The following is an 18,220-nucleotide window of genomic DNA, read 5'->3' as shown; positions in this document are numbered from 1 at the left end:
TAAAATTTTTGATAAATAGGTCTTAAGTACAGTGAATGTTTGTATGTATTGTGCGATAATATAAATGAAGTGTAATTCTAATATAGAAAGAAGGACTAACATGAATAAAGTAGTTAAAACTATTGCCTCAACAACATTAGCATTTGGAACACTTTTAGGAGTGAGTAGCGCTGTATTACCAGTACAAGATACTGCCCATGCAGCAACGCAAACTAAAGGGTATTACTACTCTTATAATGGTTACGTTGATAAAGACGCTAAATTCTTAACTGACAAGAACTTTATTAACGCAATCAAACACGACAACATTAAATTTAATGGTATCAAACTTGCTAAAACAAATAGCACAACTGTAAAAGAAAAGTATAATCAGAAATTTACTGGCGTAACAAGCAATGGTAAAAAAGCAAATAAATTACAATTTATAGTTAAAGGCGATTTAACGTACAGTCAACTTAAAAAAGCTTATGGTAAAGATTTGAAAAAAGCTAAAGGCAACAATAATGTTAAAGGTAGCGGTATTTACGTTTATAAACCAAATAAAGATGGTTTAGCAACATCATTTGTTCTTAATAACAATAAAGTTGTAGAAGTAGATATTAGTTACGTAGGCTTTACAACAAGTAAATAATATTTAGAAGAGCGCATAAATGGGACTTCCTCATCTATGCGCTTTAATTTATCTCTAGTTAAAATAAAACTCATGTTTCAATGATATGAGTCATTAATTACGCAGCACACTTACTCTACATTACAAATAACCTCAAAATCGAGTTTCATCGTTTGTGAACCGTTCTCGTTACTAATTGTGATACAGCGATTTAGCGAGTCGATACGACGTATATACGCTGCAATTGATTGGATATAGCCATTTCTCCAATAACTAATCATTGCCAGTTGGTGCTGTGTGAATTTATAAGTGAGCTGTCGATTGATATTTTCGAATTGATCATCTGACAATGAAGGCATGGCAATTTTATTCTGTTCCTCAATAAAATCATTCAATCGCTGATATTGTTCTGGCATTGTCGCAAAGGGAGCCCACTTCACCATGCCACGTCCTTGAGGAATGTTAGCGTCTAGATATTGTCTTGGTATTTTACGATAATCTGTTTCATATTTATACTCATCTGGCGCATTAGGATTTGGAATCATGTTAACCACCTCAAATTCATTATAGAACACATGTTCGCATTTTGGAAGTGGTTTTCTACAATATAAATTAATTTTATATTTATTTTGGAAAAGTAAAAAAGACTATATAAAAGAGCCATAAGTTTAACAAAGGGGAAGTAAACTTATGGCTATAGTCATTACATAATATAACTTTTTGTGAAGGAGTTAATGGGGATGTTACTCCTATATTTAGTATAACATAATTTATATAAAAACATTATTTAACGATTTGTGAAATTTAATTTTGTGTAATTATAAACAACATTACATCAAATATGAAACACTTCTAATTAGTTAAACAAAATTGTATAACAGTCATGAATAGCGTATGATATGTTTAGTTATAAAGAAAGAAGGCTTCTAATTTGAGAAAAACTACAAAAACATTAGTCACAACGACATTAGCACTAAGCACATTATTTGGTGTAGGTGTTACGAGTGCACTGACGGAAACATCTATTGCACATGCTGAATCTAAAGCTACGACAAACACAACTCATTCTAAAGCGAACGCGACATCTGCATATTACAATTATAAAGGATATGCAGGTCAAGACGTGTCATTTGTATTAGATAAACATTTTAAAAATGCGGTAAAAGCTGAAAATGTCACATTCAATGGTATTAAATTGAAAGCAACAACATCATCTAAAAATGTGAAAAAATATGATCAATATTTTAGAAACGTTTCGAAAGATGGTAAAACAGCATCATTACTTGATTTAAACGTAACGGGTAAAATGACATTGGATCAATTAAATAAAACTTACGGAAAAGATTTACAAAAGGTAAATAACCATAAGCATAATACAACAGGCATCTATTTCTACCAACCAAATTCAAAAGGAATGACGGTATGGTTTGATGTGGATAACGGTAAAGTTGATCGCGTGGTAATGGGCTATAGCACTGTAAAACAAGCTATGAAAGAAACAAAATAGCATAACTTGAAAGACACCTCAAAAGTTGGATAATAAATCTTACTTTTGGGGTGTTTTTATGTAAATAATTAAATTTATAACAGATTTTATGAAATACCCCACACAAAGAAAGACAAAAAAATGATACGTTAAAAGTAAAACATAAATATAGCAGTAGGCTGTATAGGGATAGAGGGAGTTTATAATATGAAAAAGAATAAACGTCTAGATCTCATCGCAACGGTAGTTAAGAATAACCGATTTAACAAAAAGGAAGAGATTGCAGATTACATCGATACGCATTTCGGGGTACGCTATAGCGTAACTACGATTTCAAGAGATTTGAAAGAATTAAAGATTTTTAAAGTTCCAGCTGTAAGTAATCAATCCTATTATAAAAAGTTAGATAATACGCAACAAATGGATGCTAAAACGAAACTGCTACATTATTACGACAGTGAAATTAAAAGTATCATAATAAAAGATAGCTACATACTTATCAAAACATCTCCAGGATTTGCGCAATGCATTAATTATTTTATTGATCGAATGAATATTAATGAAATATTAGGGACAGTGGGTGGCAATGACACATTGATGGTACTAACTAATTCTGAAGAAATGGCTAAATATGTGCATTATAAATTATTTAATCATAAATATTCAAATTAATGTATAAAATATAATGTAGATTTACTTTTTTATATTATCTATAATAGAGTGTAGCACACCTAAATTATAATGTTCATAACCTAAGTAGTTATATAAATGTAGATACAAATCAAGGGTGTTTATAAATACAAAATAATGCATAAAAAACTTTTCTTAAAAATATTATCATGTGAAAATAAATGGAATATACATAAAAAGCACCAAATACTTAATGATTTTGTATATTCAATCACAAATATGCATTGAATAACCAGAAAGCATGAACTAGCACACATTCATATTGTGAAAATAATCACATAAATATTTTTGAAAGCGCTTTACACTCTAATTGTAGATAAATAAAGGAGGAAATGAATATGACACAAGGACCTATTCAAGTAAACAGTGAAATCGGTAGATTAAAAACAGTATTACTCAAACGACCTGGTAAAGAATTAGAAAATTTAGTACCAGATCACTTAAGTGGCTTGCTATTCGATGATATTCCTTATTTAAAAGTGGCGCAAGAAGAGCATGACAAATTTGCACAAACACTTCGTGATGAAGGTGTGGAAGTTGTTTATTTAGAAAAACTAGCAGCTGAAGCAATTGCAGATAAAGATGTGCGAGAACAGTTCATTGACGATATTCTTGCAGAATCTCAAAAAACAGTATTAGGACATGAAGCTGAAATTAAAACGTTTTTTGCGAAGTTATCAGATCAAGAATTAATCGATAAAATTATGGCTGGTGTAAGAAAAGAAGAAATTGAACTAAAAACAACGCATCTGGTTGAATATATGGATGATAGATATCCATTCTATTTAGACCCAATGCCTAACCTTTACTTTACACGTGATCCTCAAGCATCAGTAGGTAGAGGTATGACAATTAACAGAATGTATTGGAGAGCACGTCGCAGAGAATCACTATTTATGACATACATTTTAAAATATCATCCAAGATTTAAAGATGCAGATGTACCAGTATGGTTAGACCGAAACTCACCATTTAATATCGAAGGTGGAGATGAATTAATTCTATCTAAAGAAGCTTTAGCCATTGGTATTTCTGAACGTACATCAGCACAAGCAATTGAACGCTTAGCACGTAATATATTTAAAGATGAATCTACGACATTCAAAAAAGTAATTGCGATTGAAATTCCAAATAGTCGTACGTTCATGCATTTAGATACAGTATTCACAATGATTGACTACGATAAATTCACAGTGCATTCAGCTATTTTCAAAGAAGAAAATAACATGAATTTATTTACGATTGAATACGATGAAGCAAAAGATGATATCAAAATTACACATTCTAATAAACTACGTGAAACGCTAGCAGACGTACTTGGCGTTGAAAAAATCGAGTTTATCCCAACTGGTAATGGTGACGTGATAGACGGCGCACGTGAACAATGGAATGACGGTTCAAACACGCTATGTATACGCCCAGGTGTGGTCGTTACTTATGACCGAAACTACGTATCAAACCAATTACTTCGTGATAAAGGCATTAAAGTGCTTGAAATTACTGGCAGTGAACTTGTTCGTGGACGTGGGGGCCCAAGATGTATGAGCCAACCATTATTTAGAGAAGATATTTAAAGTATTTCGAGCAAACGTAAGGACTTTTTTGAAAAATACATCGCAGGGAAAGTGATGTAGAAATATAACACAAGGAGAAGGGTTTGAAGCAGGGTTACCAGACAATTGAATAATGATGCTTCAAGCCCTTAATTTAAAAGTAATCCTCCTTAGAAGGGGAAATGAATTATGAATGAATCAGACACAAACAAACTTGGTAAAACGTCACTTATTGGTTTAGTCATTGGTTCTATGATTGGTGGCGGTGCGTTCAACATCATTTCTGATATGGGTGGTCAAGCTGGTGGTTTAGCAATTATGATTGGATGGATTATCACCGCAATTGGAATGATTTCACTCGCATTTGTCTTCCAAAATCTCACTAATGTAAGACCAGACTTAGAAGGTGGAATTTACAGTTATGCACAAGCTGGATTTGGCGACTTTATTGGTTTCTCAAGTGCTTGGGGCTACTGGTTTGCTGCGTTTCTAGGTAACGTAGCCTATGCAACATTATTGATGTCAGCAGTAGGTAACTTCTTCCCAATCTTCAAAGGTGGTAATACGCTACCAAGTATTATCGTCGCTTCTTTCTTATTATGGGGTGTGCACTTCTTAATACTTAGAGGTGTTGAAACCGCAGCTTTTATCAATAGTATTGTAACTGTTGCAAAGTTAATTCCTATATTCTTAGTCATCATTTGTATGATTGTAGTATTTAATTTCGATACATTTAAAGCAGGATTCTACGGAATGACAAGCGGTGGTACAGGTATATTTAGTTGGGGCGATACAATGTCTCAAGTTAAGAGTACAATGCTTGTAACCGTATGGGTGTTCACTGGTATTGAAGGTGCAGTGGTATTCTCAGATCGTGCTAAATCGAAAAAAGACGTAGGTACAGCTACAGTAATTGGACTTGTTTCAGTACTTGTTATTTACTTCTTAATGACTGTATTGGCACAAGGCGTTATTCAACAAAACCAAATTGCTGATCTTGCAAGTCCATCAATGGCACAAGTGTTAGAACATATCGTTGGTCATTGGGGTTCAGTACTCGTTAACATTGGTTTAATTATTTCTGTTTTAGGTGCATGGCTTGGTTGGACATTACTAGCTGGTGAGCTACCATTTATAGTGGCTAAAGATGGCTTGTTCCCGAAATGGTTTGCTAAAGAAAATAAAAATAAAGCACCTATCAATGCATTATTAATTACAAACATTCTAGTACAAATATTCTTAATTAGCATGTTATTTACAGATAGTGCATATCAATTTGCGTTTTCACTTGCATCAAGCGCGATTTTAATTCCGTATATGTTTAGTGCCTTTTATCAATTAAAATACACAATAGAGCATAAAGGACACGCTACAGTGAAACAATGGGCAATCGGTATTATTGCATCAATCTATGCAATATGGCTTGTATACGCTGCAGGTATAGATTACTTGTTATTAACCATGTTGCTCTACATCCCTGGTCTATTTGTTTATCGTTTCGTACAACATAATAACCATAAACCATTAACGAAAGGTGACTATATCTTGTTTGCAGTCATTATCATACTTGCAATAATAGGTATCACTCGCTTAGCGATGGGAAGCGTTTCAGTATTCTAATAAAAAGTTTTAAAAGATTTAGGAGTGTATCTCAATGGCCGGAAAGACATATATCAACAACAGAGATAATGATTTAAGTGAAGGACTCAAACAATTAGCGTCTTACTTAAATATTCCAACAGGTGTCATTCAAGCTTTCAAGAGTGAATGTTTCGTGCGACGTTACAATAAAGGACAAATCATATATTATTCATCTGATCAGCCCACCTATGTGTATTTGTTACTAGACGGTATTGTTTTGCGTGAAACAATTAATGAAGATGGGGACGCTTATCGTAAACTGAATAAAGAGCAGCTATTATTTCCGTTAAATCATCTCTTTCGAAAAATTGAATTAAACGAGATGTGCACAGCTATAACACCATGTAATGTAATAGGCATACCTAAAGATATGTTGGAATATCTTTGTAAAAATCATGACGACATATTTGTTACACTGTTCGAAAAGTTAAATAACGAACTTGAACTACTAATGGAATACAATATGGCATTAACCACAAAGTTGGCGAGAGAGCGCATTGAGAAAGTATTATATTATTTATGTCATGCAATAGGATACGATCATGATGAATTCTACGAAATTAAACATATCATGACCATTCAATTACTGAGTGATTTAGCAGGTATTTCACGTGAAACAACTGGCCATATTGTACATGAATTAAAAGAAGAGAAAAAATTAATAAAAAATGGCAAAAACTGGATGGTTATAAAGTAATAAATAAGACACAAAGACCCCTTATATACAAAAAGCGTTTATATTAAACTACCATACCGATATAAACACAATAATTGCTACTTAAGACGTTGGTGACATCACTAACGTCTTTTTGCATGCTTGGGTAACACCTTTTTCAGAAAAAGTGTAAAATAGATATAATCATTTATTATTAGAAGGGGCGACAATCAACATGGCACTCATGACAATCAATTATTTATCACCATCTTTAGGTATGCAACAATCATTTGTAGCAATTATTCCAGAAGACGCCAGTTTCTTCGACGAAACACAATCACCTAAATCTTATAAATCACTTATTTTATTGCATGGATTATCAAGTGATGCAACGTCGTATACACGCTTTACCAGTGTTGAGCGATATGCAGATGAACATCAATTAGCTATCATTATGCCGAATGCAGATCATAGTGGCTATGCAAATATGACGTACGGTCATAGTTATTATGACCATATATTGGAAGTGTATCACTACGCTCATAAGCTACTTCCATTATCACCAAAACGTGAAGATAATTTTATTGCAGGTCATTCAATGGGTGGTTACGGCACGATGAAATTTGCATTAACACAAGGAAGACTCTTCTCTAAAGCATCACCATTGTCTGCTGTCTTTCAAGCGCAAGGGTTAATGGAACTTGATTATCCTGATTTCGCACCAAAAGCAATTACAGGGGAAGATATAAATATCAAAGGTACTGAACTCGATACATATCATTTAGTTGATGAAGCGGTCGAAAAAGGATTAACCATACCTAAGTTGTTAATTCAATGTGGTACAGAAGATTTCTTATATGAAGATAATCAACAATTTATGACATACTTGGATGATAAAGGAATTGACTATCAATATGAAGAAGGTCCTGGAGAACATGATTATGCATTCTGGGATAAGGCCATCAAACGCACAATTGAATGGTTAGTAGAAGAATAGTAATGAAAATGAATTTGGAATCAAAATGATGAATAAAAGCACGAGGCTGGGACAAAATAAAATGTCTCAGCCTACTTTATCATTTTGTCAGTAGCTGACTGATTTGAAAATGCGCTTGAATCAAGCTTTTTTCAAACCTAGTCATCCTTGCCGGGGTAGGCGGGGCCCCAACAAAGAGAATTTCTTAAAGAAATTCTACAAGCAAAGCAAGTTGGGGTTCGGGGCCCCAACAACAAGAATTTCATTAAGAAATTCTACAAGCAAAGCAAGTTGGGGTTACGACGAAATAAATTTTGAGAAAATATTATTTCTGTCCCACTCCCGTGCTTTTTGATATATTTAAAATGCTGAATATCTAATTTGAGTGATTGACAAACACTAGGGAACAACCTATCATTAATAATGAAAACGTTTTCATAAAAGGTGGTACTATGGCAACAATTAAAGATGTAGCTCAGAGAGCAGGGTTATCTATATCGACGGTTTCAAGATATTTAAATCATCATCCTTATATTTCTGAGGACAAGAAAATTAAAATCCAACAAGCGATGGATGAACTTGATTATGTGCCAAATTCAGTCGCTATGCAATTGCGTTCTAACAAGTCTTATACGATTGGTATCATTGTACCTAGAATTACGAATCCATATTTCGCGTATTTGATTGATGCAATTGATAAAGAAATTAAAGGCACACCATACCATACGTTAATTATGCAAACATATAATGATAAAGAAGAGGAATTAAGATTATTAAATATGTTTAAGCAAAGACACATTGCTGGTGTGATTATGGGCGCACTTGAAAATGACATAGAGGTTTTAGAGACGTATACGAAATATGGACCTATTATTTTATCGGCAGATCAATCAATGCAGTCTGATAAAGTGAAGATTATACATACCAACCAACGTCAAACGACGTATGATGCCATTCAATACTTAATTAATAAAGGATATCGAAACATAGCTTATTGCACGGACAATAGTTACTATGATCATTGCTTCAATAAACCTAGAAATGTCGGATTTAGAGTAGCGATGAAAGATAATGGTCTAGATATTAGAGATGAATGGATTTTTAACAATGTTCATACAATTGAAGATGGTGAGCAGATAGGGAAAATATTGTTGCGGCAAGAACAGTTACCAGATGCTATTTTTACAGGTAGCGATGAAGTGGCATTAGGGTTAATGCACTTTATGACTGCCCATCAAATAGATATTCCTAACCAAATCGCCATTATGGGATATGATAACCAACCCATTTCTAGTTTGTTGAAGATTCCATTATCGACAGTCAATCAACCAGTCAATGACATTGGTAAGCAATTGATTAACTATTTATTGGCATTACTTGAAGAGACAGAATTTGAAATCAAAGATGATGTATTAAAATTAAATATCGTAGAACGACAAAGCACATAAATAGAGCCTTCCATTTCGAATTTTAAACGAAGTGGAAGGCTTGTTTCTATTTATAAATCAAACAAGGATACTTGAATATTGTAAGTAATCATCGTTATGTGTAAAATGTAAATAACATCTATGTATAATACATGCAAAAGTTAATAAGGGGATGAGTAGCATGGTAAATGTAAAAAAACAAAGAATGAAAATTTACGTACTAGACAATGGACGCATGAAGATGGATAAAAACTTGATGATTGCTAATTCAAACCAAGCGACGATGGATAATCCAAATCAGCCTAATGAAATGCATGAATTTCCTATTTACACTGTATTCATTGATCATCCTGAAGCAAAGATTTTATTCGATACAGCATGTAATCCAAATGCTATGGGAGATAATGGGCGTTGGATTACAGCAACACAAAAAGCGTTTCCATACTTTGCTGACGAAGCATGTCATTTACCTAATCGACTTGAACAAATTGGCATAGACCCTAAAGATGTTGATATTGTTGTGGCCTCTCACTTGCACTTAGATCATGCAGGATGTCTTGAATACTTTACAAATGCGACTGTCATAGTGCATAACGATGAACTCAACGGGACAATGCAATCTTATGCACGAAACCAAAAAGAAGGTGCGTATATATGGGCGGATATAGACGTATGGATTAAAAACGATTTAACTTGGAAGACTATGAAACGAGATGAAGATTATTTAAAACTCGTAGATGGCATTAAGGTCTTGAATTTTGGCAGTGGTCATGCATGGGGCATGATTGGCTTAGAAATTGAAACTGAAGAACTTGGAACAATTATTCTCGCCTCAGATGCTATTTATACGAAAGAAAGTATGGAACCAACACTTAAGCCTCCAGGTATCTTGTATGATTCTGTTGGTTGGACAAATTCTGTAGAAAAAATAAAAAAATTAGCAGCAGAGAAAAATGCACAAATTTGGTTTGGCCACGATGGAGAACAATTTGCCGAATTTCGAAAATCAACAGACGGATATTATGAATAGGGACTTTCAAGGGAGTGTTTAATTATGAAAACAAGAGCAGCAGTATTATATGAAATGGAAGCATCTCAACCTTATAAAGAATCGAAACCTTTAAAAATTGAGAGCTTAGAGTTAGAAGATGCTCATGAGCATGAAGTATTGCTAAAAATACATGCAGCAGGGCTATGCCATTCAGACTTATCAGTAATTAACGGCAGTAGACCTCGACCTTTACCGATGGCACTTGGTCATGAGGCAACTGGCGAAGTATTAAAAGTTGGAAGTAGTGTCACAAGGGTGAAAGAAGGTGACCATGTAGTTTGTACCTTCATTCCAAGCTGTGGTAAATGTATACCATGTAAAGAAGGACGTCCAGCTTTGTGTGAAAATGGAGCTAAAGCAAATGAAAAAGGCGAAATGCTAGAAGGAGGCATTCGATTATCTAATGAAGATGGACAAGTATATCATCATTTAGGCGTCTCTGGATTTGCAGAACACGCAGTGGTTTCTGAAAATTCTATTGTAAAAATCAGTAATGAAATACCATTTGAACGTGCAGCAGTATTTGGCTGTGCTGTCATTACAGGTATTGGTGCTGTGATGAATACAGCTCAAATTCGTCCAGGTAGTAATGTTGCTGTGGTTGGACTAGGTGGTATAGGATTAAATGCCATTATTGGTGCTAAGTTAGCAGGTGCAAATGAAATTATTGCACTAGATATTAATGAAGACAAATTTGATTTAGCTAAGCAGTTTGGAGCTACCGCGACATTTAACTCTAGTGATGATGATATAGATGAACAAATTAAAGAATATGTGCCTGGCGGAGTAGAATATGCATTTGAAACAGCAGGGGTTGTTCCTGCAATGCAAGTCGCCTATAAAATTACTAAACGAGGGGGTACTACAGTAACAACGGGCTTACCTCATCCTAAAGATGAATTCTCATTTCCTCAAGTAACATTAGCTGCAGAAGAACGGACAGTTAAAGGTTCTTATGTAGGAAGCTGTGTTCCTGATAGAGATATTCCTCGTTTTGTAAGTTTATATAAACAAGGAAGATTAAACATTGATCCACTCATTAGTGAAGTGATTACTCTAGATGATATCAATGAAGGATTTGATAAATTAGCTAGTGGTGATGTCGGTAGAATTATTGTTAAAATGCATTGATTGAAATTAAAAATTAGACACTGAATAACGAAAATTCCTCTATTTCAAATGAATGAAGTAGAGGACCTATGTTGTATAAAGTCAAAATTAAAGTGTTTTCTCCACTTTCAAATAAACAATAAACATATACCATACCATTATGTCAAACTCTATACCTAAACCGGTCATAATGATAGAGTCAGTACTTCTCATAATACCTACAATTTCAATTACGAGTCCGATAATTCCAAACAGTAATAAAAACCATAAGTATTTTAGAGAATAGGTACCAAATTGTTTTTGTGCTTTAATCCAATTGCGATCATTGGCCATGGATTTCTTTGTTCGATACCCATACCAACCGTTGCGCTCGGTAGGTGGATTATTTTTAAAAATATATCCTAAACACCCCATAATGATACTTAGTGGTAATAATATCATGTTTTAACTCCCTTAATAATTTATCGACTATACAACTAAATGATATATTAAAATTTTTTCTTATTCAAATTGCATTAAAATTAGTAATTGTCTAAAATAAAAATCAAAGAGTTCATTAATAAATGTTATGCAACTCAACTAAAATATGTTTTGAATATAAAAGACGTTGGAATTCTTCAATGAAAGAAGGCGTACTTAGTGGTTAAGTATTATGTTAGTTGTTTAGTACTATTTTTTACTTTTGCAATTCTCTGTGGCATGGCACTGGCTGAAGATGTTACTGATGAAGCATCAGTGGTTGCAGTAGGAGATAATTTAATACACCCCGTTGTTTATAATGATGCACTGCAACAAGATGGGTCATTCAATTTTAAGCCTATGTATTCACATATTAAGAACGACATACAATCACCTGACCTTGCATTTATTAATCAAGAATCTCCATTAGGTGGGGATGATCGCCCATTTTCAGGATTTAAGAACTTCAATACTCCGAGTCAGATTGCTCAAGATGTTGTCGAAACCGGCTTTGATATGGTAAATGGTGCCAATAATCATTCCTTGGATCAAGGTGATGAAGGTGTCTTAAATCATCTCAAGACATGGAATAAGTTTGATAAACAAGTTTTATTTACAGGTATTTTTAATTCGGAAAAGGATTCTCAAACGATACCAGTTATGACTGTGAATGGAATCAAGGTGAGTTTACTAAGTTATACATATGGTACAAATGAAATGACATCACAATATCCTTACACGATTAAAAAGTTTGATGAAAAGACGATTCAACGAGATGTAAGACAAGCAAAAAAGCAGAGTGATGTCGTGATGGTGTCTGCCCATTGGGGATTGGAAAATCACCACCAACCTAATCATACGCAAAAGAAATATGCCCAATTATTTGCGGATGAGGGTGTAGATGTTGTTATAGGCACACATCCCCATGTTATCCAACCTGTTGAGTGGGTGAAGAGTCAACATGATAACCATCAAACATTGGTCGCATATTCGTTAGGTAACTTTCTGAATGGACAAGATACTGGAAATGAACATAATCAATTATTAGGAAGATTGAATTTTGAAATTGTTAAAGTGCCTAAAGGTGCACATATTGAAAATGTGAAGTGGACGAGTATGGTCAATCATTACCAACAGTGGCATCCTACCAATAAAGACACGAGACATGATTTTGAAGTGTACAATTTAGATGATTATAATCAGAATTTAGCTGAACAACATGGATTAAGAAACGATAAGAAAAGTCAATGGGACATAAAACATCTTCAAGATATCACGAAAGATGTTATTGATTCTGAATACTTGGATGAAAAGAGTATATAACGCAAATAAGCCTGTGACATGGTAGAACATGCGACAGGCTTATTTTAATAATTGTAGATGACCTATTTATTTTGTGCTGCAAAGGCTTTTGAAATGTCGCGAAGTTTAGCTGGTGCGTCATCCCATTTCATTGTGACTTCAGTGAAGTGTAATTGCTCTGGAGCAGCGTTAATGGCGTTAAAGACATTCTGTAAGTCATTCGATGTCTTCACGTCATGCACAACGACGTTATCGCCACCGAATACTTTCGGTAGAACTTTATAATCCCACATACGGATATCATTGTACGTTTCTTCCATACCGTGGATTAAACGTTCTACTGTATAACCATCGTTATTAATCACGAAGATAATCGGTTTGATATCTTGGCGAATCATCGTAGATAACTCTTGAACTGTAAGTTGTAATGAGCCATCCCCGATTAATAAGATGTTACGGCGATTTGGATCAGCCATTTGCGTACCTAAAGTAGCTGGCAGTGTATAACCGATAGAACCCCATAATGGTTGTCCTATAAACGTCATGTCTTTCGGTAAAGCTAAATCATACGCACCGAAGAATGATGTGCCTTGCTCAGCTAATAAGACATCATCCTCTTTAATGAATTGTTGCATCATGTTAAAGTATGTTGATTGCGTTAAGATATCATCTGATAATGCGACTTCTTTTGATGCACCTTTTTCAAAAGTAGGGAACGAGCCCTCATATCGATAATCAATCGTATTAAGTCCATCAATTAAGCTAGGTAGCGTCACATCTTCAGCAACCGTTTCATTCAATTTAAAGTTATGATGATTAAGCATAACCACATCATCAATATTAAATTCATAAGAGAAACCGGCTGTAGCTGAGTCAGTTAATTTAGCACCAATATTTAAAATGGCATCACTGTTATCGACATAATCTTTAATTTGGTCTTCTGCAATTTTGCCATCATAAATGCCTATATAATATGGATTCTCTTCGTTAAACGCCCCTTTACCTAATGATAATTGAGCGACTGGAATGTGTGTTTGATTAACAAATTGCTCGAGTGCTTCGTGTAAGTGGAAACTGTTGATTTCATGACCTGTGATAATGACTGGTTGTGACGCAGTGCGTAGTTTGTCAGCGACCATATCAATATATCGATCAACATTTACGTCTGGAACTGGTGCGACCTCATACTCTGAATCTACCTCAATTTCAGTCATTGCAACATCAATAGGAAGATGAATGTGCACTGGGCGGCGTTCATGAATAGCAGCATTAATGACTCTAGGAATTTCAGTTGTTGCGTTCTCAGCAGTAATGTATGCTTGCGCTGTCGTAATGTGTTCGAACATCTTTTGATAGCTATCGAAACGACCTTCACCCAATGAATGGTGCACATACTTACCGGCTTGTTCTACTGCTTGCGTTGGTGCACCAGTAATCGCAATCACTGGGACACGTTCAGCATACGAACCTGCGATACCGTTAACAGCACTTAATTCACCAACACCAAATGTAGTAACGAGCACGCCTAGTCCATTGATACGTGCATAACCATCTGCAGCATAACTACCGTTAAGTTCATTAGTCGTTCCTACCCATTCGACACCATTATGACGCACGATGTCATCTAGAAATGCTAGGTTGAAGTCTCCTGGCACGCCAAAGATTTTGTCGACGCCTGCACGATGTACTGCATCCATTAAGTATTGTCCTATACGTTGTTTCATATTCATTCCACCTTTATTTATAAATTAGAATACACTTACAATATAATTATATTGACTAATAAAGTCAATTTTGTTGACCTTTTTTCGACTGTTTTTTGAAAATTGATTATAATATGTATAATCATTCATAAATGGAAAAGGAAAGAAGTCTATGGATAGTAATAAAAATGATTATGAACATATGTTATTTTACTTCGCATATAAGACATTTATAAAAACGGCAGATGAAATTATTGAAAAATACGACATGAGTCGTCAGCACCATCGCTTTTTATTCTTTATTAATAAATTGCCTGGTATTACCATTAAGCAATTATTAAAGACATTAGAAATCTCGAAGCAAGGATCACATGCGACGTTGCGTAAATTGAAGGAAGAAGGGTTAATTGTTGAACAAACATCTGAAGAAGATCGACGTGTGAAACAATTATTTCCAACGCCTAAAGGCAGTAAGTTAGTTGATAAATTAAATAAAGCACAAAATGAATTAATGCAGAGTACCTTTCAGAAGGTAGGACATGATTGGTATGACATCATGGAAGAACTATCGAATTACAGAGAAGGATTTCAAGATATTCAGCACTTGAAAGATGAGAAGTAAATATGACTGAATGGGAAAAAAGGCATTGCGTAAATGACTACGCAACGCCTTTTAATGTTGATATTAGAAATTTTTACCCATTTCTTGTGCTTCAGCAATTGAAGCGGCTTTAATTTCTTCTGTTCTCTCTGGTTCCGCATTATGACCTTCAATAATTACATTTTCGTATGAAGGCACACCTAAGAATGTCATGATTGTTCTTAAGTAACGGTCGCCACTTTCAACATCTGCAGCTGGACCTTCTGAGTAGAACCCACCACGTGATTGAATGTGTAATACTTTTTTATCTGTTAAAAGACCTTGAGGACCTTCAGCAGTGTATTTGAATGTTTTACCTGCAATTGAAATTGCGTCAATGTACGCTTTCAATACAGGTGGGAATGATAAGTTCCACATTGGTGAAACGAAAACATATTTATCAGCTGAAAGGAATTCTTCTAAAATTTCACTGAAACGATCAACTTTTTGTTGTTCATCTTGATTAAGTTCATCGCCATTTCTTAATTTACCCCAACCAGTTAATACATCTTTATCAATAACAGGGATATCTTCTTTGAATAAATCAATATGTTTCACTTCATCACTTGAGTGATTATCTTTGTATGATTCAATAAATGCTTTACCAGCAGCCATAGAATTAGAAGCTAATTCATCTAATGGGTGAGCTGTAATGTATAATAATTTTGCCACAGTCGTGCACCTCAAATATATTTATTTCGAAATCGATATAATTAATATACTCGATTTTTAAAATAATACAATACTTTTCATGAAAAATCAGACCAATGGTGTATAAGATAGTGAAACGTGACTTTAAAAATGAACAATTTTAAGTGTATAATATAGGTAAATTTAGATTTAAATATTTAAGAAATCTAATAAATGTAGAACCTTAAAGGAGTGACAGACATGAAGGGATTATTAATTACAGTAGTTTTAGGCGTAGCTGCATATGTTGGTTTCAAAAAATACCAAAATAAAGTAAACGAAATGCCAAATATTGAATATTAATGTTTTGGGAGCGGGACAGAAATTAAAATAATTTCATTGTCTCGCCCCAGCAAAGATGGCTAGGTTTGAAAAAAGCTTGAGTTAAGCGCAATTTCAAATCAGTCAGCTACTGCTCAAATGATAAATTAGGCTGAGACATTTTTCGTCCAGCCTCTTTTTTGTATGTATTGTTGGGAAATTAGAAGACATATAGTGATGTATTAAATATAAGTTTTTTAGCTATGTGAGAACCAATGAATCCTGCTCCCCCAGTAATTAGCGCTTTCATATATGCCTCCTAATAACTAGTTATTTTATATAACATTTACATTATACTACAAAATATTATATGATATACAACTAATAATTAAATACAGAATCCGTAGTTAATTAAAATAAAGTATCCACAATTTTTTCGACTGAGGATACTTTATTTAGTATGCCAAATTTAGTTTAATTATTATTAATTTTGATTTGAAGTGACATCACCGCTAAAGAAATCAAAAATGTTTTTAGCGTTATCAGTGTTATCAATGTTTCCACGGAATTTATCTGAACCTGGGCCTTGAGCATAAATGTCTACGTCTTCACCAGTATGTCCATAAGTTGTCCAACCAGTATGTGATGCTTCATCGATTGGTTTTTGAATCGCATCTTGTAATTTCGTTGTTGCTTTTGCTACATTTTCATCGTCATCACTTTTAGCTTTATCTTGAGCGTCTTTTAATTCTTTAGTAGCGTCTTTAACTTTATCCATTTGTTTAGAAGGGAATTCGATACCATAACCTTCGTCGATTACTTTTTCAGGATCTTTGCCATTTGCAATTTGTTTAGTCATATATGAACCAGAGTGTTTCATATTACGAATTGCTTCTGGTTTCCAAACATATTCGCCACCTGAACCCATTGATAAACCACCAGTAGCATGGTCAGCTGTTGCAACGACTAATGTATCTTTATGAGTTTCAGCATATTCCATTGCTTTTTGGAATGATTGATCGAAACTAGACATTTCTGACATAACACCTGTAATGTCATTTGGGTGTGCAGCTTTATCAATTGATGCACCTTCAACCATTAAGAAGAAACCGTTTTGATTCTTTTCTAATTTGTCTAATGCTGCGTCTTGCATATCAGCTAATTTAGGTTCATCAGCTGAAGAATCAATTTGTAACGGCATATCTTTTTCAGAGAATAAACCTAATACTTGATCACTTTGTGAATTAGCAAGTTCATCTTTATTTGTTACGTAATCATAACCATCTTTTTGGAATTTATCCGTTAAATTACCATTATCTTTACCAAAGTATTTAGAACCGCCACCTAATAATACATCTACTTTATGTTGACCATTGATTTTATCATTATAGAATTGTTGCGCGATTTCATCTTTCTTACCACGATCATCAACGTGTGATGCATATACGGCTGGAGTTGCGTCAGTAATTTCTGCAGTTGAAACTAATCCTGTTGATTTACCATTTTCTTTAGCTTGTTCTAACACCGTTTTTAATGTGTTTTTGTTAGTGTCTACACCGATGGCACCATTATATGTTTTGTGTCCAGTACTCAATGCTGTACCAGCAGCGGCTGAGTCAGTGATGTTTTCTTTCTCATCATCGTTATGTGTTTGGTGTGCACCTGTTAAGTATTTGTCAAATGATGTTTTTTCAACTTCTTTAGTATCAGGATTATCTGCAAAGTGACGATATGCAGATGTATGCGACTTACCCATTCCATCGCCGACCATGAAGATAACGTTTTTCGGATTCTTTGTGTTACCAATGGCCATGTAATCTCCATCTTGTCCTTGTTCGCCTTGGTTACCTTCGCCAGAACCTGACGCCAATGACACGTGTGTTGTCCCTAATACAGATGCAGCTAAGATTGAACTTGCTACTGTCGTTTTACCAAATTTTTTGATGAAACTCATTTTTAAAAAAGC

General features: G+C 34.3%; 19 protein-coding genes. 13 read left to right on the top strand and 6 right to left on the bottom strand.

Annotation, left to right across the window (positions count from 1 at the left end):
* Positions 1 to 100 precede the first annotated feature (100 nt).
* Entirely contained in the window at positions 101 to 631 is a 531-nt protein-coding gene (gene isaB / locus SBL15_RS06845) for an immunodominant staphylococcal antigen IsaB family protein (protein WP_107611235.1), read from the top strand.
* A gap of 110 nt (positions 632 to 741) precedes the next feature.
* Here the strand turns inward: isaB (SBL15_RS06845) and SBL15_RS06840 are convergent, their stop codons facing one another.
* On the bottom strand, positions 742 to 1,155 hold the full coding sequence (locus tag SBL15_RS06840) for a YolD-like family protein (RefSeq protein WP_037558359.1): 414 nt from the start codon (positions 1,153 to 1,155) through the stop codon (positions 742 to 744).
* 386 nt (positions 1,156 to 1,541) lie between these two features.
* Between SBL15_RS06840 and isaB (SBL15_RS06835) the strand changes: the two genes are divergently transcribed.
* From isaB (SBL15_RS06835) to SBL15_RS06795, 9 genes are all read left to right on the top strand, one after another.
* A complete protein-coding gene (isaB, locus tag SBL15_RS06835) occupies positions 1,542 to 2,117 on the top strand; it encodes an immunodominant staphylococcal antigen IsaB family protein (protein ID WP_037538237.1) in 576 nt (191 codons plus the stop codon).
* Positions 2,118 to 2,303: 186 nt separating this feature from the next.
* A complete protein-coding gene (locus SBL15_RS06830) occupies positions 2,304 to 2,768 on the top strand; it encodes an arginine repressor (protein WP_011274692.1) in 465 nt (154 codons plus the stop codon).
* 356 nt (positions 2,769 to 3,124) lie between these two features.
* Complete coding sequence (gene arcA / locus SBL15_RS06825; protein ID WP_011274693.1) at positions 3,125 to 4,360, top strand: arginine deiminase; 1,236 nt, start codon at positions 3,125 to 3,127, stop codon at positions 4,358 to 4,360.
* Positions 4,361 to 4,528: 168 nt separating this feature from the next.
* Positions 4,529 to 5,959 (top strand): arginine-ornithine antiporter, encoded by a 1,431-nt coding sequence (gene arcD, locus SBL15_RS06820; RefSeq protein ID WP_317955536.1) that lies wholly within the window; start codon positions 4,529 to 4,531, stop codon positions 5,957 to 5,959.
* Positions 5,960 to 5,993: 34 nt separating this feature from the next.
* Entirely contained in the window at positions 5,994 to 6,677 is a 684-nt protein-coding gene (locus SBL15_RS06815) for a Crp/Fnr family transcriptional regulator (protein WP_033079670.1), read from the top strand.
* Between the two features lie 193 nt (positions 6,678 to 6,870).
* Positions 6,871 to 7,632, top strand: coding sequence for an alpha/beta hydrolase (locus tag SBL15_RS06810; RefSeq protein WP_107611238.1), 762 nt, complete (start codon positions 6,871 to 6,873; stop codon positions 7,630 to 7,632).
* Positions 7,633 to 8,063: 431 nt separating this feature from the next.
* Positions 8,064 to 9,059, top strand: a complete 996-nt coding sequence (locus SBL15_RS06805) for a LacI family DNA-binding transcriptional regulator (protein ID WP_107611239.1) — start codon at positions 8,064 to 8,066, stop codon at positions 9,057 to 9,059.
* Between the two features lie 160 nt (positions 9,060 to 9,219).
* Positions 9,220 to 10,068, top strand: a complete 849-nt coding sequence (locus SBL15_RS06800) for an N-acyl homoserine lactonase family protein (RefSeq protein ID WP_317955534.1) — start codon at positions 9,220 to 9,222, stop codon at positions 10,066 to 10,068.
* A 24-nt stretch (positions 10,069 to 10,092) separates the two neighbouring features.
* A complete protein-coding gene (locus SBL15_RS06795) occupies positions 10,093 to 11,220 on the top strand; it encodes a zinc-dependent alcohol dehydrogenase family protein (RefSeq protein WP_107611241.1) in 1,128 nt (375 codons plus the stop codon).
* A gap of 87 nt (positions 11,221 to 11,307) precedes the next feature.
* On the opposite strand, the gene SBL15_RS06790 is transcribed toward SBL15_RS06795, so the two are convergent.
* Positions 11,308 to 11,640, bottom strand: a complete 333-nt coding sequence (locus SBL15_RS06790) for an SdpI family protein (protein ID WP_142813366.1) — start codon at positions 11,638 to 11,640, stop codon at positions 11,308 to 11,310.
* 198 nt (positions 11,641 to 11,838) lie between these two features.
* Between SBL15_RS06790 and SBL15_RS06785 the strand changes: the two genes are divergently transcribed.
* Positions 11,839 to 12,981, top strand: a complete 1,143-nt coding sequence (locus SBL15_RS06785; protein ID WP_107637503.1) for a CapA family protein — start codon at positions 11,839 to 11,841, stop codon at positions 12,979 to 12,981.
* A gap of 62 nt (positions 12,982 to 13,043) precedes the next feature.
* Here SBL15_RS06785 and SBL15_RS06780 read toward each other — a convergent pair whose 3' ends face one another.
* On the bottom strand, positions 13,044 to 14,684 hold the full coding sequence (locus SBL15_RS06780; protein ID WP_317955530.1) for an alpha-keto acid decarboxylase family protein: 1,641 nt from the start codon (positions 14,682 to 14,684) through the stop codon (positions 13,044 to 13,046).
* A 151-nt stretch (positions 14,685 to 14,835) separates the two neighbouring features.
* Here SBL15_RS06780 and SBL15_RS06775 point away from each other — a divergent pair, with 151 nt between their 5' ends.
* A complete protein-coding gene (locus SBL15_RS06775) occupies positions 14,836 to 15,285 on the top strand; it encodes a MarR family winged helix-turn-helix transcriptional regulator (protein WP_033079678.1) in 450 nt (149 codons plus the stop codon).
* Between the two features lie 63 nt (positions 15,286 to 15,348).
* On the opposite strand, the gene SBL15_RS06770 is transcribed toward SBL15_RS06775, so the two are convergent.
* Positions 15,349 to 15,975 carry an FMN-dependent NADH-azoreductase gene (locus SBL15_RS06770; protein ID WP_107611245.1) on the bottom strand — a complete coding sequence of 209 codons (627 nt, stop codon included), beginning with the start codon at positions 15,973 to 15,975 and terminating at the stop codon, positions 15,349 to 15,351.
* Between the two features lie 219 nt (positions 15,976 to 16,194).
* Between SBL15_RS06770 and SBL15_RS06765 the strand changes: the two genes are divergently transcribed.
* Complete coding sequence (locus SBL15_RS06765; protein ID WP_016930637.1) at positions 16,195 to 16,296, top strand: SE2200 family small protein; 102 nt, start codon at positions 16,195 to 16,197, stop codon at positions 16,294 to 16,296.
* A 178-nt stretch (positions 16,297 to 16,474) separates the two neighbouring features.
* Here SBL15_RS06765 and SBL15_RS06760 read toward each other — a convergent pair whose 3' ends face one another.
* Together SBL15_RS06760 and SBL15_RS06755 are read right to left on the bottom strand one after the other, a co-directional pair.
* Entirely contained in the window at positions 16,475 to 16,564 is a 90-nt protein-coding gene (locus SBL15_RS06760) for an NAD-dependent epimerase/dehydratase family protein (RefSeq protein WP_317955528.1), read from the bottom strand.
* 174 nt (positions 16,565 to 16,738) lie between these two features.
* Positions 16,739 to 18,208, bottom strand: coding sequence for an alkaline phosphatase (locus SBL15_RS06755; RefSeq protein ID WP_317955526.1), 1,470 nt, complete (start codon positions 18,206 to 18,208; stop codon positions 16,739 to 16,741).
* Positions 18,209 to 18,220 lie beyond the last annotated feature (12 nt).

The organism is Staphylococcus sp. NWU MKU2 (assembly GCF_033283605.1).
Taxonomy (GTDB): domain Bacteria; phylum Bacillota; class Bacilli; order Staphylococcales; family Staphylococcaceae; genus Staphylococcus; species Staphylococcus haemolyticus.
Note: the sequence above shows the minus strand (reverse complement) of the source record. Positions and strands in the feature narration are given on the sequence as shown.